This window comes from Flavobacterium sp. MEB061, assembly GCF_000834715.1.
Classification (GTDB): Bacteria; Bacteroidota; Bacteroidia; order Flavobacteriales; family Flavobacteriaceae; genus Flavobacterium; species Flavobacterium pectinovorum.
The window spans coordinates 18,118-38,820 of record NZ_JXQR01000027.1; the positions used below are offsets into that span (position 1 = coordinate 18,118).

Here is a 20,703-nt window from a genome sequence, read left to right on the forward strand (position 1 = left end):
GAAAACTGGAAATGGCATTGGTAACTTAACTTTACATTTATCCTCTTTTGAATATTTTATTTATTTTTGATACCTGCCAATCGACAGTTTTACATTATAATTATGGCAGAAATTCTGTTCTGCATCACTTATCAAGTTATTTAAGAAATCAAAAGAGGATAAATACAAACAAAACAAATAGATTATGATCAAAGTATGTATTGCAGGATGAGCAGGTTGGGCTGGTTCCGAACTGAGCAAAGAAGTTTTAAACCATACAAACATGCAACTTGTTGGAGCACTTTCGAGAAACAACAAGGGCGAAAATTTAGCTGAAATACTTAATTTAAGCTCCAGAAATATTCCAATTTTCGAAGATATGGAAACCACTTTGTCAACAGTAGATTTCGATGTTTTAGTGGATTAAAAAAACCAATAATGTAGACAATTGAGATAATAATTCATATGATTGCTAAATTTTTGGAGCAAAAAGTATCAAGTACATCAAATGTCTGATATGGTATGTGCTAATTTTTAAGTATTAATTTCTTTTTCTCAGTTTTCTTTTTTGTTAGTTTTTTCTTTTGAAAAAAATCGCTTAAAGCTTTTTCTTCAGCTAATGTTAGAGAACTTAGTCCACCAATACTGTCTATATCTAAATCTAATTTTTTAGTTTTCATAATTATTTATTTTGAAAATATTTATTGATTAATTTCAAAGCTGATTTTGTTTCAATTATCATAATTCTACCACCGAAATGGAATGCTCCAAGTGTTTTTTCATAATGATCAACTAATTGCGATTTTGAAAGAAAAGAAACATTTCCATCGTGACCGCGCTGAAAAGATAATTTACAAGCATAAGCAACTAGATTACCAGCTACACCAGCATAAACCTTTGTTTGTCCTTTATTGAATGGAGCACTTTCAACAAGATGCATATAGACATGATCTGACTTAACTTCTAAGCTTATAAGACCTTGAATTATTTTTGAATTTCCAAAAATTGTAAGTTTATAAACATCTCTAATTGGGTTTTTAAATTCTTCATTCCAATTAAAAAGCCAGCCATTTTTCTTTGTTAAAGACTTTAAATCAGAATTTTGGAGAATAGAAATTTCAGTCTGAAAACTATCTCCGGTAATCACGTTTTCTATCGAGTTTGTTAATTTGTCAATTATAAAATCGAGTCCTGATTCTGCTTCTTTATCCATAGTGCTAATTTAATGAATATAATCTAATTTTGAAAACATTTGAATATGGAAAATAAATTCTGCAGACTCTGTCGACAGAATTGTTGGACTGTACAAAAGTTTCGAACCTAAACTTGTAAGATGTTGATTTTTCTGATGTTGTACTTTTTTAAAATGCATTGTGCCACGATTCTGCCACAAAACTTAGAATGGTCAAATAACTTTAAAAACTATCTTAATTTTTTTTAGCAAAAAAGGTATCCACTCCAAAAAAAATTGCGGTCTTCAAAGACCGCAACTTTAAATAGTATTTTTTACAAATCTTTAAAGGGTCTCAGCTGTAATAGCTCTATCGAGCCACGCTCTCCAAAAAATTACAATAACAGCCAGTGCACCAAAACCCAGACCAATCCATGGCGTAATTGATATTCCGTAATGATTAATAAACCATCCACCAATAGCAGTACCTAGTGAAACACCAAGATTTCCAAACGAAGTCTGAAGACTGTTTGCGAATTCTTTTGCATCGGATGCGGCCGATACCATATGGCCGACGCCAATTAGGAAGCATGGTCCATACATAATTCCCCAAAATCCCACCACAATTGATATGCTGAGCAGTGAACTGCCGGTATATTGAAATGCAAATGGAAGCAGAAATGTACCTGCAAGGAAAAATAGGGTAGTCCAGAACATATATCTTCCCAGTAAACGACCTGCCAGAAAGTTAGATATCACACCCATTATTCCAAACAAAAACAGCATATAGCTAATCTGTTGTGCACTTAAACCTTTTTCCTTCGAAAGATAATCGGCAAAATAACTATAGGAACAAAACCAGGCAGTTATAAGAAGCAGGTTTAAAGAAGTCCCGGCAATAAACCTGGGTCTTTTGAGTATGCTCAATTGGTTTTTAAAAGACTTCACCTCCTTATTGGGCATAGAAGGCAGAAACTTATAAATGATGATCAGTGTTATCAAAATGAGCAGACCCTGAATAACATAACTCAACTGCCAGGTGTAAATACTTGCGATAAATGTGGTGAATGGGATAAGTGTTACCTGTGCAAGGGCTATGCCTCCAATTATGATACTGGTTAAGCGCATCTGCATTTGAGTCGATGTGTCTTTTGTGGCGGCAGCAATTACCATTGAAAAGAATGCTGGATGCAAAATCGTGGGCAGTATTCGAAGTATCATTAGAAGCCAGAAAGGAGGGCTGAAAATTGAAAAGAAATTAGAAATTAGGAAAAGCCCCAAGGCATACATCATAATTTTCTTTTTGTCAAATTTTGATACGTATAAAACCATGAAAGGCCCTGTAAGGGCAATAGTTAAAGCAAATATGCTCAAGAGGTACCCTGCGGTTCCAATATTTATTTTGTAGTAATCAGCTATCTGCGGCAAGATGCCAATTACGCCAAATTCTGTGCTTATAATTCCGATAACGCCCAGACATCCGATGTACGCTATTCTTTTATTTAAATTTGAGTTCATATTAAACTGTTCGGTTTAAAAAAGGTTAAAAAAAATTATTACTTATTAATTCTGTTCGAAAGTTCCTAGTTCATTTTAATCGTAGTGATTAAAGTTTTTAAAATGCCGTAGCTACACCTTCGATTTTTATATAATGTACAGTTTATCTTATAAGAGTAGCGAAATCTGTACTTATTATTTCGATAACGTCCATGCATCCCAAGTATGCAATTCTTTTGTTTAAATTTATTTCATATCAAACTGATCGGTTTAAAAAAGATTAAAAAAATATTTTATTATAATTAATTTCGTACCAAGGTCACCTATTTAGACTTTAACCATTACGATTAAAGTCTCTATCATATCGTAGATATATTTTCGATTTTTATTTAATGCATAATTCTTGAACATTGCACTAGACGAACTGGCAAAGAAATCAGCAGTCAATTTTGTGTCTAAATCAACTTTAATGCTTCCTTGGCTCTGCCCCAGCTTTAATGTTTCAAAATAGATGTGTTCTATCTTTTTCTCATTTGCAACAAGCAGACGTCTGACTTCCTGATCAGTTAATGCCAGTTCAAAAGCAATTTTAACAGCCAGACATATTCTGTCTTCCTGTATGCTTTGAGCTACTGCCAGCTTTAATAATGCTCTTAAAGTTTCAACTGCATCAGTCTGGCCAGGTTTTAAAATACCTTCATATTCTGATACTTTAGATTTCATATACTTGGTCAGGCATTTAATAAGCAGTGCTTTTTTATCTCCATAAGTTGGATAAATACTGCTTCGATTAATTCCTAAGTGCGTCTCCAAGTCAGTGATGGAAGTCACATGATATCCCTGCGTCCAGAAAAGTTCTAGCGCAATATCCAATTTCTGTTCATAATCAAATTCCTTTGTTCTTGCCATAATGATGCAAATATAATAATAAACTGGTCAGTTTATTATGAATTACAGATTATTTTTTAATTCTTGTTTTCTTGGAGTTAGTAATGAATTAGATCAATTTTGAAGTTCGGTGGAAAATCAAAAAAAGGAATAGCTGCAGATTCGAACCTTAATTCTATAGCACTTCTATTTACTGTGTTTTTAGTTTTATAAAATACTGGTGCGCCACGATTCTGCCACAAAACTAATAATGTTGAGAGTTGAGATAATAGCCAGCCATAGACTTCTGTAGAAAGAGAAGCAACTCTAATTTTGAAATTTTAAAAACACCGCTAAATAGCTAAAGCTAACTAATTTTTAAAGAGGGCGATTAATAACAAACTTTAACTATTTTTATTTATTTTTTGTAATTCAGTTGGTGAGTATCCAAATCGCTTTTTGAATGCGAAGGAAAAATGCGATAAATTTTCAAACCCTGTTTCATAATAAATATCGACAGGTTTTTTGTTTTTTTCTGTAAGTTGATAATATGCCAATTCTAATCTTTTTTTAGTTAACCAGCGTTGTGGCGTAACATTGAAAGCCTTATAGAAATCCCGCTTAAAAGTAGTCAAACTTCGACCAGTTAAATAGCCAAATTTTTCTAATGGCATATTAAACATAAAGTTCTTCTCCATAAAAGAAGCCAGATCAATCTTATACGGTTCTTCAAAGTTGGCTAATATAGAGTCGATTTCTTTGTCAATGGTTCTAAGAATTGAAATTGCTTCGGTAATTTTTAATGAAGCGATATTCTCGGGAAAATTTTCCTGCATTTCAAAATAAGGAATCAATGAAGTTAAGCAGCTTTCCAGCAAAGGATGTCTGTGGAAACTGAAAATTTTTGATGTGGAAGTTTTTAGCGTTGGATTTTCGTGGTTATAAAATCCCCGAAGTCTTTTAGCCGATAAATGCATGGCAACTGCTTTGTGCGGCAAATCATCTTTTGGAATATTAATAATTGTGGCTAATTGATTTCGGGGAATTAAAAAAGTACTGCCAGCTCCAAATACGAAACTTTCATCTGCCTGGATAATTTTCGTTTCACCAGAAATTAACCACACAAGCAGGTGATCGTTAAACGCAGCTTCTGTTTTAAACAGCTTACCGGAATAATTAGAAAGTTTAATGTCGGAGTTTATGTAATTTACCTGATAATCCATAATTGCTTGTGTGGTATAAAGATACAAATATTAAAGATCGAATTTTATTCCGGTCATCTTCTCACTCAATTTCCATAAACGTTTTGCATTTTTTTCATCTAATGAATAAGCTTTAATACCGCCAATAATTTCTTCATTTGCATTCAAGGAAGCTATATCTGCATTTTCACAATAAACCCCTCCAATATCATTGAGCAATTTGCTGGTGGCTGCCCAAATTGTTGTGGCTGCGCCTTGTGGAATCGTTTTTAGTGAAGCTGCAACTTCGGGAAGTATATTTCCTTCAGCATCAGTGTAACCGAGTTTTTGAAGCAAGTCAATTGGAGCCTCTCTTCCTAATTCTGTTTCACCAACAGCCCCGGGACATAAGGAATAGCTGCGCACATTATAGGCTTTTGCTAATGTATCTAGTTCCAATGAAAAAAGATTTACGGCTGTTTTTGACTGCCCGTATCCTTGTAAGGTTTCATACTCCCTATGTAGAAAATTAGGATCTTCAAAATCAAAATCTGAAAATTGATGTCCTCCCGAAGAAACATTTACCACTTTGGCGCCATCTGCTTTTTTTAGTGCTGGCCACAATCTTGCTGTGAGCTGAAACAGCGCCAGATAATTTGTTGCTAATTGTGATTCGTATCCTCGATTATCTCTGCGTAATGGCACCCACATAATTCCGGCATTGTTAATAAGTATATGAAGCGGTCTGTCTGAATGCAAAAACTTTTCTGCAAAATTATCAATAGATTCAGGATTCATTAAATCCATTTTTTCAATTATTACATTTGAAATACTTTTCAGGTTTCTTTTTGCTTTTTCGACATCCCTGGCTGGTACAATGACGGTGGCACCTGCTCCTGCAAGTGTTTTAACCGTTTCTAAACCAATTCCTGTATTTCCGCCCGTTACAATGGCAATTTTTCCTGTAAGATCAATTCCATTTATAACTTCCTTGGATGTAGATTTAGCATTAAATCCTGAACCTGTAGCTTTCTGTAATTTCCCCTGATAATTATTCTGTTCCATTTTTTTTAATTTAAGTTATTTTATACAGCAAAATTATGGGATACATGAAGCAGCCACTTTGTTTAAACGTCTGAATATACTTTGCTTAAACGTCCGAATCAAAAAATTGCTGGTCGGTGTATTTAATATTACTACATTTATACCATTAACTTATTTAAACCTGATTCTGTATCAGTTTTATGATGTTTTAGACAATGAAAAAAGCAAAATCAATCGAATATACAGGTTCTGATGCAGAGACTTCTCAAAGGCTTTTGCATAATGAAGGAGCTATTTTGTTAGAGTTAGGAAAAGACATTACAAGAGTTAGAGAAAAAAAAGATTTGATTTTTCTATTGTCTAAAAGAATAAAGAGTCTCTATTATTTTACACATACAGTAGTAACATTAATTGATCATAAAGACAAAACTTACAAAGGATTTTTGTTGGATACTGCTGCTGATGAAATATTAGAAAAAGAATCGTATGCGAAATTGCAGAAAACACATTTCACACTCAACGAACCGTTTATAAAAGAAGTTTTAGATGCTGAAAATCCAATTTCGTTTTTATTGGAAGAAGTTAAAGACAAACCCAAAAGTCCTTCCTTTTTACGAGTGAGCTATGAAGGCGGTATTCGGGAGATCTTAATGGCGACATTATGGATTGAAGATAAACCACTCGGCTTTATTCATGTTTATTCAGACAGAACAGACAGTTTTACTACAGAATTTCGAAATATTATAAAAGGAATTACTCCTCAGCTTTCTATTGCAGTCTCTAACATTATTAAAAATGAAGAGATACAGAAAAAAGAACACGAAAAGTCATTTCTGCTTGATTTTAGCAATGATATTTCAGAAGTCAGAAACAAAGAAGATCTTGCCATTGCAGTTCGCACGGCATTAAAGGGAATAAATCCGCTACAGGGATATGTGATTAGAAAATTGAATGATGACGGCAATTCTTTAAGCACTTATATCTATGACGAAAGTATAACAACAGATAACAATCCTGTTTTGCATGAATTGCTGGAACAAAAATTCCCTATTAATGATGGTTTGCAAAATAGAGTTTTAGAGAGTTATATACCTCTATTATTCAATGTGGATATTGAAATCGACCGCGGTATAACGGCTCCTTATCTTTTCTTTTGGAAGAAATTAGGTTTTAAGAGAATGGTGGGTATTGCACTTCGAAATGGAGATAGTGTTTTGGGAATGTTGTGGCTTGCGATTGAGGAAATTAATATTTCGTTACTGCAGGGGATCTGTTCTCAAATTTCTACTGCGATGTCAAATATTATAGCCAATGAATTATTAGAAAGCAAAAATAATGAGCAATCAGTTTTATTGCAGTTTAGTAACGAAATAGCCGGAGTTCGAACCAAAGAAGATTTACAGCTTGCAATCATAAACGTACTTAGGGATCTTTTGAGTACCAAATTGGCAATGCTAAATGTTTTTGATGATGACAAAATAGGGCTTAGTCCGTATATGTTTGACAGAACATTGTTTGAAAAAGCCGAAATTAACTTTGATGAAATGGCAGCCGTAAAACTTGATATTTATGAACCGTATACAGCTCAGGTAATTAAAAGTGGAAACGCCATTGTTTTTAATGTGGAAGAAGAACTTCGGATTACCAATTCTGGTTTTGCACAATTGTGGAAAAAAGTAGGTTTTCAAAACGCTTACGGAGCATTACTAAAAGTAGGAAACTCAAATGTTGCTACAATGTGGCTGCTGGCAGACAAACTCGATGCTTCGATATTAAAAGGAATATGTTCGCAAATTTCAGTTGCAATTGCCAATATACAGGCAAACGAAAAACTTTTATTGTACAAACAGCAGTTGGAACACGAAAATGTGTATCTGAAAGAACAAATCAAAAACATATATAATTTCACAGAGATTATCGGAAGTGGTAAACAAATGCAGAAAGTGTATCATTTAATGTCTTTGGTGGCTGAGTCAAATTCGACTGTTTTAATTCTTGGTGAAACAGGAACAGGTAAAGAATTGATTGCCAGAGCTATTCACAATGCATCTCACAGAAAAGACAAGTTGATGATTAAAGTGAACTGCGCCGCAATGCCGGCGAATTTAATTGAAAGTGAATTGTTCGGACATGAAAAAGGAGCTTTTACAGGAGCAACCGAAAGACGAATAGGAAAGTTTGAATTGGCCAACAACAGCACATTATTTCTGGATGAGATAGGAGAGATGCCGCTGGAAGCACAAGTAAAATTATTAAGAGTTATTCAGGAACGAGAATTGGAACGTGTAGGGGGAAAAGACACCATAAAAGTTGATGTCAGAATTATTGCGGCAACCAATCGTAATCTTGAAGAAGAGGTAGATGCCGGGCGTTTCCGTTCGGATCTGTTTTACAGATTAAATGTTTTTCCTATTTATCTGCCTTCACTCCGCGAAAGAATGGAAGATGTAGAAGCGCTCGCTAATTTTTTTGTAGCCAAGTACAATAAAAACAATGGCAAAAATATAAAACGTATTGCACCAAAAGCAATGCAGCAATTGCATAGTTATTTGTGGCCGGGAAATGTACGGGAACTGGAACATCTTTTAGAGAGGAGCGTTCTTATGACTACCGATTCTGTTTTGCGAGAAGTATATCTTCCCAAAAAAACAGATAAAAACGATGCCGAAGAAAATATCTTCAATAAATCATTAGAAGAAATGGAACGTTTATTTATTATTAATGCATTAAAGAGGTGCAACGGTAAAATTTCCGGAGCCGGTGGTGCAGCTGAAGTTTTAAATATACCAGGGAATACGCTTCACTCTAAAATGAAAAAACTCCTCATTACTAAATCAGAATACTTTTAAAGACTTCTTTATTTAAATACCAATGCCCATTGCAAATTATAGTAATGGGCATTTTTATTTTTATGTCCAACATTAATTCGATCTAAAATTTAAGTATTCACTCTATAAAGTGAAAGTTAAAATGATTTCCCTTTGTAAAGGGAAGTTTTAAATCTGAATATGCATGTAAGTATTTGATTTCTAGTGTTTTAATTGGATGGCACGTAAATTGGCTATTACTAAATGAAAATGAAAATCATTTATAACAATTTAAAACACACATCATGAAAATTTTAGTAATTGGCGGAACAGGATTAATTGGATCAAAAGTAGTAAACAAACTTCGTGATCAGGGGCACAATGTAATATCGGCGGCACCATCAACAGGAATTAATACGATAACAGGAGAGGGGCTTGCAGAAGCGGTTACCAATACAGATATCGTAATTGATCTGGCAAATTCTCCATCATTTGCAGATAAAGAAGTTTTGGAATTTTTTGAAACTTCGGGCAGAAATCTTTTAGCAGCCGAAATTAATGCAGGAGTAAAACATCATATTGCACTTTCGGTAGTAGGTACAGATCGTTTGCAGGAAAGCGGTTATTTTAGAGCAAAACAGGCTCAGGAAAATTTAATAAAAAAAGCAGGCGTTCCTTTTACGATTATTCACTCGACACAATTTATGGAATTTCTGGGCGGAATTGTTGCTTCTGCACATGAAGGAGGAAGTGTGACTATTTCTCCGGCAAAAATTCAGCCAATAGCTTCAGAAGACGTTGCTTCAATGGTAGTTGATCTTGCACTTGGAAATCCATCAAACGGAATTGTAGAAATTGGAGGTCCGGAACGTTTTAAACTTTCAGAACTTTTACAGACTTACTTAACAAAAACTAACGACCCTCTTCAGGTTATTTCAGATGAGAAAGCTTTGTATTTTGGAGCCCCTCTTGAAGAACTAACACTTGTTCCGGCATCTACAGCAAAACTGGGCAGCATCACTTTTGAGGAATGGTTTCCTAATCGTCCTCAAAGAGCATAATCAAATTAAATTATAAATGGCTTCGATGCCCGTTGAAACGAAGATGACGGGTAGGCAGTTTGTCGAGGCGGTTGTAATGGGCGTGCACTTTCCACCCGTTCGTGCATATAAAAAATCCTACGTCAGCGCAATTAATTGCGAAATCTGATCAACAACACGACAACTCAATGGGCAACGGCGCAATTTTAACTTCTTAAATTAAATATTATGAACAAGTTAGTACTATCAACAGTAATTACACCCGAAGTACAGGGAGATGAACAATTTTTTGCCAGAAAAGCAAGATCAAAAGATTTTGACGGATTGATGGATCCAATTATTGGTTTTGATCATTTTGAATTGAAACATGATATTTTCGGACCACATCCACACGCAGGAATGTCGGCCATAAGTTATGTTTTTGAAGATTCTGCGCCTTATCACAGTATCGATTCTCTTGGCAATAATGTTCTTATAACTGCGGGCAGTTTACTTTGGACATATGCTGGAAAAGGTGTTGTGCATTCTGAATTTCCTGTTCCTGACGGCGCTACTGTTGAAGGCTTACAATTGTTCGTAAATATTCCGGCAGCAAAAAAACAGCAAGCTCCTAAAAGTGTTTTTATAGACCAGTCTCAAATACCTGAAATAACAGAAGAGGGTGTTCGTATAAGAGTTATTTGTGGTAAAAGCGGAGATGTAATTAATAAAATTGAGACTCCAGAAGTACTTACCATGCTGCATGTTTTTTTAGAAGCGGGAAAAGAGTTTGCCCACACTCTTCCTGCACAGTGGTCAGGAACTATAATTGTTATTGAAGGTTATTTTGATTTTATAACCAATCAGGCTACCACAGAACTTGAGGAAGGTATGGTCATCTCAGGAGCACATTCTGACAATGATGAACTTTTGAAATTTATCGCCATAACTAATTGTCAGTTTATCCTCATTTCCGGAAAGCCTTTAAACGAAACCTTATTCTCAAAAGGAGCAATGGTTATGGACTCAGAACAAGCATTATCAGATGCAATTGAAAATTATAAAAATGGCAAAATGGGGTTTATTGAAATGGAAGGTGAATCCAGAAATGTAATTCAGCCAATCGAATAAAAGAACTTTGGATAATGATCTTTTCAGAAAACGAAATTTATTAATATAAAAATGTGAATTATGAGACTTGTTAATATTTTACAGTTACTAGGCTTATCAAAACAAGCCGGTTATAGCAGTGAATCGGGAAGTGAATTTGATTTACATCACCATGATTTAACCGATGGCAGCGAGCTGCTCGACGAAACTTTACATATGCGGGAACAGCCTTTTGAAGACGACGACGAAGAAGACTATACTTCAATATTTTAAACAATAATCAATTTTTTTACAAATCCTTAAATACAATTATTATGCAAGAATTTTTAGTAGTGATCCACAGAGATCTAACAAGCGAAAAACCAGTACCAACTCCTGAACAAATGAAAGAAGCGATCAAACCTTACCAGGATTGGATTGCAGGAATTGCAGCTCAGAATAAATTAGTGGCCCCGCCAAAGCGCTGGGATTTAGACGGAAGAGTGATTAAACATACCAAAATGGGAAATCATATTACCGAAGGACCTTATGGTCATGGAAAAGAATCGATAGGAGGTTTATTCCTGATTAGATCAAATGATTATGACGAAGCGGTAAAAATCGCCGAAGCCTGCCCAATTATTCAATACGGAGCTATTGTTGAAGTTCGTATGTCAATTCCGGTAGCGTAAATCTGAGTAATAAGCATGCCTCAATTCACGGCATGCTTATAATTTGTCAAATAAAAATCTAACCATTAAAAACAAAAAATCATGAGTTCAAGATTATTTATAGGGAAAACATATCCTGCAGGTTTTAAAGCATTAAGTGAATTGGATAAAACAATAAAAGAGTCAGGTCTGGACAAATGGTATCAGGAGCTTATTAAAATTAGTGCTTCTCATTTAAACGGATGTGCTTTTTGTCTGCATCAACATACACAGGATGCGCTTTCTCTGGGAATTGATGCCAGAAAAATTACTTTAGTTGGAGTCTGGAGAGAAGCAGAAAATCATTTCTCTGAAGAAGAACAGCTTATTTTACTGGTTACAGAAGCCATTACATTCATACATGAAGAAGGACTTTCAGACGAATTGTACTCAAAATGTATTGCGTTATTTGGTGATAATGATACCGTAAAAATTATCATGGCTGCAACTGTGATCAATACCTGGAACCGAATTGGCGTTGGCTTTAAAATGCAGCCTAAATTCTAATAGTAAATTCCTTTTGTTTTCAATTTAAAATTAAAAAAAAATGTACACGGGAAAATCATATAAATTGTTAGAATTTATTGTCTGGACAAGAAAAAGCATTTACCTATTAATTATAATGAGCATAATACCAACTGTATTATATCAAATTTTTGAATTAAAATGGCTTGGTATTTCCTGGACAGTTGTAGCATTGTTAGGAACTGCAACAGCTTTTATTGTTGGTTTTAAAAACACGCAAACCTATAATAGAACGCTTGAAGCACAACAAACGTGGACCTCAATTTTAAATACAAGTCGATCATGGGGAATTATGAGCAGGGATTTTTTGAATGCTCCTGATAAAACCAGATTGCTCGTTTACAGACATATTGCCTGGCTAACCGCTTTGCGTTATGAGATGCGTTCATTTCGTGTTTGGGAAACAACCCGAAGAAAACACAATACAGAATATCAACAATATTATATAATTCCCGAGAATGAAAGCAGTCTTGATCAGGAATTGTCCAAATTTCTTTCTTCAGCTGAATTAGAATACATTTTGAAAACAAAAAATAAAGCGACTCAAATAATGGCGTTACAGAGTAAAACTTTGAAAGAGTTATATGATGCTCAGGAAATCGTAGTACTTCAGTTTGTTGATTTTCAAAGAACAATAAAGGATTTTTTTACTCAGCAGGGAAGAAGCGAGCAGCTAAAAGATTCTCCTTATCCCAGACAGTATGCCATTATTAATACGCTCTTGGTTCATTTATTTTGTTTGCTTCTCCCATTCGGATTATTAAAGGAATTTGATAAGCTAAATGAAAGTATTGGTGGAATAATGCACGGAAATATGGTTTGGTTTGTAATTCCGTTTAGTGTTATTATTTCCTGGATGTATACCTCATTAGGTCAGGTAGGCGAGAGTACAGAAAATCCTTATGAAGGAAATGCTAATGACGTTCCCATCTCTAAAATATGCAAACTGATAGAGATTGATCTTAAAGAAATTTTGGGCGAAATTAATTTGCCTGAAATTCCTCAGCCACAGCATAATATTATTTTATAAAGAATTTTCAATTTCAGCATAAAATTAATGCTGTCATTATTGTCGAAAACAGCAATAATGTTATAATTATCTACATCATGGAAAAGTACAACCACTCTTTGCAGGAGATTCAATTTCCTGCCAGCAATTTTTATGGCAAATTTTTAACGCAGGAACAGCTTGATGCTGAGTACGATGTTGAAAAAGCAGTTTCCAATTTCCCGGACTATATCACGAAATATGTTACTGAAAGTCAGGAAGCACGCAAGATTCTAAAAGACAGATTTGTAATTGCTTATGGCCCGACAGTAATGGAAAGACTTACGGTTTATCCTGCTAAAGATGCCGGAGCGCCTGTTTTAATTTTTATTCATGGAGGTTATTGGAAAATTGGACTTGGTGATGATTATGATTTTGTTGCAGTGGGTGCAGCGCAAGCTAATTTTACAGTTGTAATTGTCAATTATGACCTTGCGCCAAAAGTAACGATTCCAGAAATGGTAAGACAGATACGATCTTCTATTGCCTGGACAAGCCAGAATATTATACAATTTAATGGTGATCCCGAGCAAATTTTTGTCGCAGGGCATTCCGCCGGAGGACACCTTGCAGCAATGACGGCTTTAACAAAATGGTCAGATTACGGACTACCAAAAAATACCATTAAAGGTATCCTGGTAGTAAGCGGACTTTTTGATTTAGAACCCGTTTCTCACACTTTTGTTCAGCCTGCAATTCGCATTACGGCAGATCAAATTCTTTATTGGAGTCCCATCCGGCTAATTGTGCCGAGTAAAATCCCGTTGATTGTTGCCTGGGGAGATCAGGAAACAGAAGCTTTTAAAGCCCAATCATCGAATTATCTGCAAGCCTGGAAAAATGTGGGAAATAATGGAACCGCACTCATTTTGCCTGAAAATCATTTTAGTATTCTAAAGGAGTTTACCGCGGCAGATGGTTTACTGATAAAGGCAATAATTACGCTTGCTCAAAATCACAAAGCAGTAAGCCAATAAATAGATAAATTAAATCTTAAAAAAAATATATTATGACAAAATCATGGCCTGTACTTTCTTATGAAAAAGGCAAACCCACGTATGAAACGCTTCAATTATGGACTCAGATTTTAGGGAAAATTAAACTGGCAACATTGCCATGGACCAATCATTCCTGGAATTGCACGCTTCACATTACCCCAACAGGATTAAGTACTCAAAATATTCCTTACATTAATAAATATTTTCAGATTGATCTTGATTTTGTTTCACATCAATTATGCATTTTAACCAGCTTAGGAGAAAATGTGAATTTTGATTTGCGCAATTTAAATGTTGCTGATTTTTATAAACTTATTTTTGAAAAGTTAAATGAGCTTGATATAAAAATTGAGATACTGACAATGCCTTCAGAAATTGAAAATCCAATTCATTTTGAGTTCGATACCGTTCATAAAACGTATGGAGTTGTACAGGCGACCAATTTTCATAGTGCCTTGTGTAATATACAGGATGTATTTATGATCTTTAGAAAAGATTTTATTGGTAAAAGCAGTCCTATACATTTTTTCTGGGGAGGATTTGACCTTTCTCTTGCTTTTTTCTCCGGAGAAAAAGCACCAAAACACCCAGGTAAAATACCTGGAATGCCAGACTGGGTTTTACAGGATGCTTTTAGCCATGAAGTGAGTGATTTTGGTTTTATAACCGGTAATGAAGCATATCCTGAAGCCGCTTTTTATTGTTATCTCTATCCTGAAGCAAAGGGGTATAAAGAAGGAAAAGTAATGCCGGCTGAAGCATTTTATAATGAAGTTTTAGGACAGTTTATTTTACCATATTCTGCAGTTCAAAGTTCTGATAATCCTGAAAAAAAATTGCTTGAATTTTTAAGAAGTACTTATGCTATTGGCGCAAAATTAGCCAATTGGAAATCTGATTTATGGGAACAAGACCGAAGTTTTAAAAATGAAATTTCTATCACAATATAATTCATAAGTGCCTATGAAAGGCTCTTATTGTTTAAATTAAAATTGTAAATTTTATATCTTAAGTATTTACCCTTGGAATCAAATCGGATTTAAAAATTATTTTGTCTTCCACATACATAAAAAATTTCAGAAATGGATGCACTAAAAAAATTGCTGAATCTAAAAACCTTCAAAAGTTAAAATTTCTATCAACAACAAAGAAGCAGCTACTGGAGACATTCTTGCTACAATTCCAGGTAGGTTTGGCTTAGATACTTTTGGAATAGGAGAAGATACTGGGTCGCCTGTCACTAGAAATTATCAAGTTCCTTTTAAATTTCAAGGAAAAATTGAAGAAGTAAATATTAATCTTTTATAGTCTTAGAAGAGTAAAAAAACTCTAGGTATCGTACCTAGAGTTTTTTGGTAAAAGATCAATTGTGTAGTTTTTATTTTTAGAAACTAAAAAATAGATAATTAGTACTTAATTAAGTTAGCCATACCTCACATGCGTTTTACAACAGTTAATACTATAATTCTAATTTATGCATGAGAGATTAACTATTACTTTTTTCCATCTTTTTATATTAGACTATTTTTATAACGAAAAGAATATAATAGTTTCGAACCTAATTTGTTAACGCTCATTTTTGCTGAGTTTGGAGTTTTCGAATACACGATGTGCCATGATTATGCCACAAAACTAAAAATGGCGATAATTTATTATCGCAAATATGCTTACTACCATAAATTTTGGGATAAAGAGAAACTAATTTAAAAATCAAGAGTATTGTTTTATTCCGATTTTTGACATTATTATTAAGTCTGCAGTGCGGAATAATTCATAATATGTTTTAAAAAATGTTTGTGTTAATACTATAATAAAGTTTGATAGATATATTTTTAACTATGTCAACTTACTTTTAGTATTTTTGTTTTTGTAAGATACATTCTACGATACTTATTATTAATAATCATACGATGGCGGATAGAGAAAATAATATAGCATCTAATGAAACTGATTTACTCAACGAATTATCACTACTTGTTGAGCAAACTCAACAACAAGTTATTGTTCAAAACAATAGTTCTTTAACATTGCTATTTTGGGAGATTGGTTTTAGAATTAACGATACTATACTTCAAAACAAACGAGCAGAATACGGAAGACAAATTGTTTCGTTATTGTCTTTACAATTGGAAAATAAATACGGAAGAAATTTCGAAGAAAAAAATCTTCGCAGAATGATGCAGTTCGCTGATCAATTTACTGACAAAGAAATTGTCGTGACACTGTCACGACAATTAAGCTGGTCACACTTTTTAGCAATAATACCTATCAAAAATCCGGAAGCTAAACTGTTCTATGCAAATCAGGTGAGCGACCAGTTAATGAGTGTTAGGGATTTACGCAAGCAAATAGCAGCAAAAACTTTCGAACGTACCGCAATAGCCAATATTCAAACAACATCATCCCCATATAATTTACAATACTCATTTAAAGATCCGTATTTATTGGATTTTCTAAATTTAGGAAATGCCTATTTAGAAAAGGATTTAGAGCAGGCAATATTGTATGAGTTAGAAAAATTCATTCTTGAGCTTGGAAAAGGATTTACATTTGTGGAACGACAAAAAAGAATGATTATAGATGGTGAAGATTTTAATTTAGATTTACTATTCTATCATCGTAAATTAAAACGACTAGTAGCAATTGAATTAAAATTAGGGAAATTCCAAGCAAAACATAAGGGGCAAATGGAGTTATATTTACGCTGGTTAGACAAGTATGAAAAGCAAGAAGGTGAAAAAGCACCAATTGGATTAATACTCTGTGCAGAAAGCAGTCGTGAACAAATAGAATTACTTGAAATGCACAAAGACGGGATAATAGTTGCTGAATACTGGACTGATTTACCACCTAAAAAGCAGTTTGAAGAAAAAATTCATTCATTATTGACTGAAGCAAAAGAAAAAATAGAAAGAAAATACCTTTCGGAATAAATTTCAAATCCAATTATGTCCACACTATAGACACAATTGAAATTAAAGGGCAATTAATTTTTTAAATGACCTTTTAAACAAGCAGTAAATTATTATAAGATCAATACTCCTTTAGTGGTGATCTGCAGATTCGAACCCAAATACTGAAGGTCTTGATTTTGATGGAATTCTAATTTTGTAAATTGCTTTGTGCCACGATTCTGCCACAAAACGAAGAATAAAATAATTTTAAAGTATTATGAATAAAATTGCATTGATTCTAGGGATGTAATTTTACGTTTGCAATTTGTAATTTGGTTGTACATCAAATCATTTTACTCTACCTCATAACCAAAACTTAATTTCTGGAGTTGTAATTAATTGGAAAAAGAGGTTCCCGAACCTTGATTTCGAGCCCAGTAATAATGAGCTTTCACAGACTACCTCAAGAACAGGGTCACATAAAGATGCACTGACAAAATTCAAAGTATAAAGATAGTTAAATTTATTATAATTTAAAAAATCCCATTGCTCCAAGGAATAATGGGATTTTATATTTAGATCCATTTTAAAGTTTCAAAATATTACAATAACGATCAGAGGTTCTGTCGCATTTAATAAAGTAAAAAAGAAATAAAGCACAGATTTGAAAGTTATAATGCCAATTTACAAAATGATTTGAATATACTTATTCATGGATTAATCATCTGATTATTCCTAAGCATATGACAACTTTAATTCAACTCAATGTTCGTTTCGCAGATTCAAAACTTTTGTCCTAATCAGTTTTGTATCCTCCACTTTATAAATCGATTATCCCGTTCATCTAAATTTATTCAAATACTAACATTGTCGAATCTTAATCGCAGAAAATGAGTGTTTATTATAAAGTTTTAAAGCTCAAATGTTTGATCCGCTTTTATCAATATTTATTAATTTGGGTCTGCCATTATCATTATTTGCCTTAATTAAAAAGGACAGTGCAATCATTAACTGCCTGCGTCTGGTTAGAAGAAAATCAACTCTATAACTAAACTTTTCAACCGACTGTTCAATGATCAACCTGAATTCCCCCGCATTTTCATGATTTCTTCCACATCTCGATAACTCAATGTAGATCTAATTTTAAAATAAACAGCTTGAAGTTAGACAGATTCGGATAACATTGACCTTTGGTATTCATAAACGGTATACTTTAAAATCCAAAGATAAATCTTAATATATGCGACAGAACCTGTTTATGTATCCGATTTTTTATTTGCAATTATATTCCTGTAATGGGTTCTACAAATGCCGGATCCCACTTTGCTATTTTTGCTCCTAAGGCATAAGTGCTGTTTAGAAAAGCCAATAGCTTCTGCTCAGGATCTTCAGACATCTGTACATCAGCATAAGATAAAATAAATTCACCCCGTTGTTTAAGGTAATATGCCTCTTTGGGTTGTATTGCTGTGATACTATATTCTTCGGGTTCAGGATAGAGGTAACAATAGAAAGCCGCTTCATTTAAATCCTCATTTCCAGGAAAGAATCCAACGGTCAGAAGCTCCTGCGAAAAAGCATCCTGAAGCACCCAGTTGGGCATTCCTGGCATCTTACCTGGATGAGTTGGCGCTTTTTTTCCGGAAAAGAAAGACAATGATAAATCGAATCCTCCCCAAAAGAAATGAATCGGACTAGTTTTACCCTTAAAGCCGCTGCGATAAGTCAGAAATACTTCATTAATCCTCAATAAGGCAATATGAAAGGCGCTGGCGTGCTCTTTATCGTAAGTATTGTGAGATTCATCTTGTTCAAAAGGGATTGGATCTACAATCTCCGAAGGAACTGTAAAAATTGGCACCTCAATATCAATCTCTTTTAATTTCTTTTGAATAGACTGATAAAAGCCTGCTACAGAGATATTTTCCAGACTGAACTGCTTTGATTCCCCTAAACTTGTCGTTATCTCCAATTGATGATTGTTTAAATCAAAATCTATCTGGAAATATTTACTGTTATAAGGTATCGTTTGTGTCGTCAGACCAGCAGGTGTAAGGTGAAGTGTAACTCCCCAGGAATGGTTAATCCAAGGCATTGTAGCAAGTTTTATCTTTCCAACGATTTGTGTAAATAGTTGCAGCGTTTCGTATGTTGGTTTTCCTACAGCATAGGAAAGTACCGGCCAATGTTTTTTCATAATTATTGCGCGGTATTTATTTTAAACCATTTGATATAAGATTCCACTGCCTTTTTCAAAAATTCCTTCGTGTTTCCTTCTTTTAAATTTCCAGTTTCGTCAAAAAGTTCATGCACCTTGGAAATGTAAACTTCCGGCTGTTGCATTATAGGCACATTCAAGAATACCAGGCTTTGCCTTAAATGGTGGTTAGCTCCAAAAGCAGCTAGGTTTCCAGGCGAATTGCTAAAAATGGCTCCTGGTTTCGAATTCCATATGCTTTTACCATGAGGTGTTGATCCTACATCCAAAGCGTTCTTCAAAACCGCTGGGACAGACCTGTTATATTCTGGTGTTATAAATAAAACGCCGTCAACTGCTGCCATCTCATCCCTGAACGACATGATGGCTGGAGGAACCTTATTATGATCATCAAAATCCTGATTGTACATTGGAAGATCGGCCAATGAAATTAGTTTAAATTCAAAGCCTTCGGGTGCCATAGCCCATACCGCTTCACTTATCTTTTTTGAATATGATTCCTTTCGCAGACTACCTGCAATAATGCCTATTACTTTGTTCATGATTTCTGTATTTTATGTTCTTTAAGGATTGAATTCTAGTGGAACTCTTTTGTAAATTAAAAAGAGGCCGCCTCATTTTATGACAGCCTCAGGGAGATGTTTTACCAACGGTAATACTATACTTTTTTTAGAAGCAGCTGCTCGGACAACCGTGGGAATAGAACCAATGCGTTATTATGGCTGATTTCGCTCTCCTGTAATTTATCCTTAAACTGGTATTTATCCAGATGTCTAGTGAAGTCTGTTACTACATCGGAAGGCGCAAAAGGATAATCGGATCCGAATAAAATATGTTCTCTTTTAGCAAAGGCAGTCAGACTTGGAAGTGAAGTAGGACTAGAAGCCAATGCGGTATCATAATAAAATTTACGGAAGCTGTTGAGTATTTCTTCATGATTTGGAGCATCGGTCCTAAATACATGGGCCAATTCGACAAACCTGTGCACTGCATAAGGAACAAATCCACCCGCATGCGATAATATAATATTGACGTCCGGAAAGCGGCTTACAATTCCATTCAACACAAGTTGAACAGCTACCCTTGTAGTTGCAAAGGGATAATCTACCAATGGTCCTGCTACGCCTTTCATCGGCATAATTGGGAGCCCCGGATGTATAAATACTACGGCTTTTCTACGATTCAATTCTTGCCACAAAGGCAAGAATTGAGCGTCCCCAAGATAATTATCTCCATAATTACTAAACAGTATTATCCCGTCAGCATGCAATATGTCTAATGCATATTCAATCTCTGCAAGCGATTCATCAATGTGCGGCATTGGAAGTGTGGCAAAATTGCCAAAACGCAATGGTTTTTTGACTACTAAACCCGCAGTATATTCATTAATTCTTCTAGCCATTCCCGCCTGTAATTGTGAAGCCCATCCAACAATTCCAGGTGAAGTAAGTGATAATATACCTGTTGATATTTCCAAACTATCCATAAGGGCAATAGCTCCCTCAGGTGACCACTTTGGGACTACTGAATTATTTGAATCTCCTGATCTGGGACCTGAAGGATCGCCGCCGTTTGCGTTTAATGCTTCGGACCAGAAGGGAGGTAATACGTGCTGATGTACGTCGATTCTATGATTATTATTCATTTTAAAAAGAT

The 20,703-nt window shown here is 34.5% G+C and carries 19 protein-coding genes and 1 pseudogene; 11 read left to right on the forward strand and 9 right to left on the reverse strand.

From position 1 onward, the window contains the following. Positions 1-226: 226 nt before the first annotated feature. Positions 227-406, forward strand: a pseudogene (locus tag RT99_RS25705) (4-hydroxy-tetrahydrodipicolinate reductase); the annotation flags it as partial. A 100-nt stretch (positions 407-506) separates the two neighbouring features. Here the strand turns inward: RT99_RS25705 and RT99_RS25345 are convergent. The 6 genes from RT99_RS25345 to RT99_RS13580 all read right to left on the reverse strand — a co-directional run bounded on the left by RT99_RS25345 (position 507) and on the right by RT99_RS13580 (position 5,760). Further along, complete coding sequence (locus tag RT99_RS25345) at positions 507-659, reverse strand: hypothetical protein (protein WP_165571361.1); 153 nt, start codon at positions 657-659, stop codon at positions 507-509. Positions 660-661: 2 nt separating this feature from the next. Beyond that, on the reverse strand, positions 662-1,192 hold the full coding sequence (locus RT99_RS13560) for a hypothetical protein (RefSeq protein ID WP_042565294.1): 531 nt from the start codon (positions 1,190-1,192) through the stop codon (positions 662-664). Between the two features lie 303 nt (positions 1,193-1,495). Beyond that, on the reverse strand, positions 1,496-2,668 hold the full coding sequence (locus RT99_RS13565) for an MFS transporter (protein WP_042565295.1): 1,173 nt from the start codon (positions 2,666-2,668) through the stop codon (positions 1,496-1,498). 306 nt (positions 2,669-2,974) lie between these two features. Further along, positions 2,975-3,556 (reverse strand): TetR/AcrR family transcriptional regulator, encoded by a 582-nt coding sequence (locus RT99_RS13570; RefSeq protein WP_052483675.1) that lies wholly within the window; start codon positions 3,554-3,556, stop codon positions 2,975-2,977. A 362-nt stretch (positions 3,557-3,918) separates the two neighbouring features. Continuing rightward, entirely contained in the window at positions 3,919-4,737 is an 819-nt protein-coding gene (locus RT99_RS13575) for an AraC family transcriptional regulator (protein WP_042565296.1), read from the reverse strand. A 30-nt stretch (positions 4,738-4,767) separates the two neighbouring features. After that, positions 4,768-5,760: an SDR family NAD(P)-dependent oxidoreductase gene (locus RT99_RS13580; RefSeq protein WP_042565297.1), complete on the reverse strand. Its 993-nt coding sequence runs from the start codon at positions 5,758-5,760 to the stop codon at positions 4,768-4,770. A gap of 194 nt (positions 5,761-5,954) precedes the next feature. On the opposite strand from RT99_RS13580, the gene RT99_RS25710 reads away from it, so the two are divergent. From RT99_RS25710 to RT99_RS13630, 10 genes are all read left to right on the forward strand, one after another. Beyond that, on the forward strand, positions 5,955-8,588 hold the full coding sequence (locus tag RT99_RS25710; RefSeq protein WP_242607206.1) for a sigma 54-interacting transcriptional regulator: 2,634 nt from the start codon (positions 5,955-5,957) through the stop codon (positions 8,586-8,588). A 263-nt stretch (positions 8,589-8,851) separates the two neighbouring features. Further along, on the forward strand, positions 8,852-9,607 hold the full coding sequence (locus RT99_RS13590; protein WP_042565298.1) for an SDR family oxidoreductase: 756 nt from the start codon (positions 8,852-8,854) through the stop codon (positions 9,605-9,607). A 207-nt stretch (positions 9,608-9,814) separates the two neighbouring features. After that, positions 9,815-10,696, forward strand: a complete 882-nt coding sequence (locus RT99_RS13595; RefSeq protein WP_042565299.1) for a pirin family protein — start codon at positions 9,815-9,817, stop codon at positions 10,694-10,696. A gap of 60 nt (positions 10,697-10,756) precedes the next feature. Then, positions 10,757-10,948 carry a hypothetical protein gene (locus RT99_RS13600; protein ID WP_042565300.1) on the forward strand — a complete coding sequence of 64 codons (192 nt, stop codon included), beginning with the start codon at positions 10,757-10,759 and terminating at the stop codon, positions 10,946-10,948. Between the two features lie 41 nt (positions 10,949-10,989). Continuing rightward, positions 10,990-11,346 (forward strand): YciI family protein, encoded by a 357-nt coding sequence (locus RT99_RS13605; RefSeq protein WP_042565301.1) that lies wholly within the window; start codon positions 10,990-10,992, stop codon positions 11,344-11,346. Between the two features lie 81 nt (positions 11,347-11,427). Then, positions 11,428-11,871, forward strand: a complete 444-nt coding sequence (locus tag RT99_RS13610) for a carboxymuconolactone decarboxylase family protein (RefSeq protein ID WP_042565302.1) — start codon at positions 11,428-11,430, stop codon at positions 11,869-11,871. A gap of 40 nt (positions 11,872-11,911) precedes the next feature. Next, a complete protein-coding gene (locus RT99_RS13615; RefSeq protein ID WP_042565303.1) occupies positions 11,912-12,919 on the forward strand; it encodes a bestrophin family protein in 1,008 nt (335 codons plus the stop codon). A 77-nt stretch (positions 12,920-12,996) separates the two neighbouring features. Continuing rightward, on the forward strand, positions 12,997-13,914 hold the full coding sequence (locus tag RT99_RS13620; RefSeq protein ID WP_042565304.1) for an alpha/beta hydrolase: 918 nt from the start codon (positions 12,997-12,999) through the stop codon (positions 13,912-13,914). Positions 13,915-13,946: 32 nt separating this feature from the next. Continuing rightward, positions 13,947-14,885: a DUF5996 family protein gene (locus RT99_RS13625; RefSeq protein WP_042565305.1), complete on the forward strand. Its 939-nt coding sequence runs from the start codon at positions 13,947-13,949 to the stop codon at positions 14,883-14,885. Between the two features lie 960 nt (positions 14,886-15,845). Beyond that, positions 15,846-16,868 (forward strand): YhcG family protein, encoded by a 1,023-nt coding sequence (locus RT99_RS13630; protein ID WP_042565306.1) that lies wholly within the window; start codon positions 15,846-15,848, stop codon positions 16,866-16,868. Positions 16,869-18,111: 1,243 nt separating this feature from the next. On the opposite strand, the gene RT99_RS13635 is transcribed toward RT99_RS13630, so the two are convergent. The 3 genes from RT99_RS13635 to RT99_RS13645 all read right to left on the reverse strand — a co-directional run bounded on the left by RT99_RS13635 (position 18,112) and on the right by RT99_RS13645 (position 20,692). Continuing rightward, on the reverse strand, positions 18,112-19,026 hold the full coding sequence (locus tag RT99_RS13635) for a DUF5996 family protein (protein WP_042565307.1): 915 nt from the start codon (positions 19,024-19,026) through the stop codon (positions 18,112-18,114). 2 nt (positions 19,027-19,028) lie between these two features. Next, the gene (locus RT99_RS13640; RefSeq protein WP_042565308.1) at positions 19,029-19,589 is read right to left on the reverse strand and encodes an NADPH-dependent FMN reductase; all 561 of its coding nucleotides are present in this window, start codon (positions 19,587-19,589) and stop codon (positions 19,029-19,031) included. A 116-nt stretch (positions 19,590-19,705) separates the two neighbouring features. After that, positions 19,706-20,692, reverse strand: coding sequence for an amidohydrolase family protein (locus RT99_RS13645; protein WP_042565309.1), 987 nt, complete (start codon positions 20,690-20,692; stop codon positions 19,706-19,708). Positions 20,693-20,703 lie beyond the last annotated feature (11 nt).

Coding starts and splice junctions, on each gene's coding strand:
- RT99_RS13625 (WP_042565305.1), top strand. CDS start 13,947: ATGACAAAATCATGGCCTGTACTTTCTTATGAAAAAGGCAAACCCACG.
- RT99_RS25710 (WP_242607206.1), top strand. CDS start 5,955: ATGAAAAAAGCAAAATCAATCGAATATACAGGTTCTGATGCAGAGACT.
- RT99_RS13635 (WP_042565307.1), bottom strand. CDS start 19,026: ATGAAAAAACATTGGCCGGTACTTTCCTATGCTGTAGGAAAACCAACA.
- RT99_RS13595 (WP_042565299.1), top strand. CDS start 9,815: ATGAACAAGTTAGTACTATCAACAGTAATTACACCCGAAGTACAGGGA.
- RT99_RS13645 (WP_042565309.1), bottom strand. CDS start 20,692: ATGAATAATAATCATAGAATCGACGTACATCAGCACGTATTACCTCCC.
- RT99_RS13615 (WP_042565303.1), top strand. CDS start 11,912: ATGTACACGGGAAAATCATATAAATTGTTAGAATTTATTGTCTGGACA.
- RT99_RS13605 (WP_042565301.1), top strand. CDS start 10,990: ATGCAAGAATTTTTAGTAGTGATCCACAGAGATCTAACAAGCGAAAAA.
- RT99_RS13575 (WP_042565296.1), bottom strand. CDS start 4,737: ATGGATTATCAGGTAAATTACATAAACTCCGACATTAAACTTTCTAAT.
- RT99_RS25345 (WP_165571361.1), bottom strand. CDS start 659: ATGAAAACTAAAAAATTAGATTTAGATATAGACAGTATTGGTGGACTA.
- RT99_RS13630 (WP_042565306.1), top strand. CDS start 15,846: ATGGCGGATAGAGAAAATAATATAGCATCTAATGAAACTGATTTACTC.
- RT99_RS13580 (WP_042565297.1), bottom strand. CDS start 5,760: ATGGAACAGAATAATTATCAGGGGAAATTACAGAAAGCTACAGGTTCA.
- RT99_RS13620 (WP_042565304.1), top strand. CDS start 12,997: ATGGAAAAGTACAACCACTCTTTGCAGGAGATTCAATTTCCTGCCAGC.
- RT99_RS13570 (WP_052483675.1), bottom strand. CDS start 3,556: ATGGCAAGAACAAAGGAATTTGATTATGAACAGAAATTGGATATTGCG.
- RT99_RS13610 (WP_042565302.1), top strand. CDS start 11,428: ATGAGTTCAAGATTATTTATAGGGAAAACATATCCTGCAGGTTTTAAA.
- RT99_RS13600 (WP_042565300.1), top strand. CDS start 10,757: ATGAGACTTGTTAATATTTTACAGTTACTAGGCTTATCAAAACAAGCC.
- RT99_RS13565 (WP_042565295.1), bottom strand. CDS start 2,668: ATGAACTCAAATTTAAATAAAAGAATAGCGTACATCGGATGTCTGGGC.
- RT99_RS13590 (WP_042565298.1), top strand. CDS start 8,852: ATGAAAATTTTAGTAATTGGCGGAACAGGATTAATTGGATCAAAAGTA.
- RT99_RS13640 (WP_042565308.1), bottom strand. CDS start 19,589: ATGAACAAAGTAATAGGCATTATTGCAGGTAGTCTGCGAAAGGAATCA.
- RT99_RS13560 (WP_042565294.1), bottom strand. CDS start 1,192: ATGGATAAAGAAGCAGAATCAGGACTCGATTTTATAATTGACAAATTA.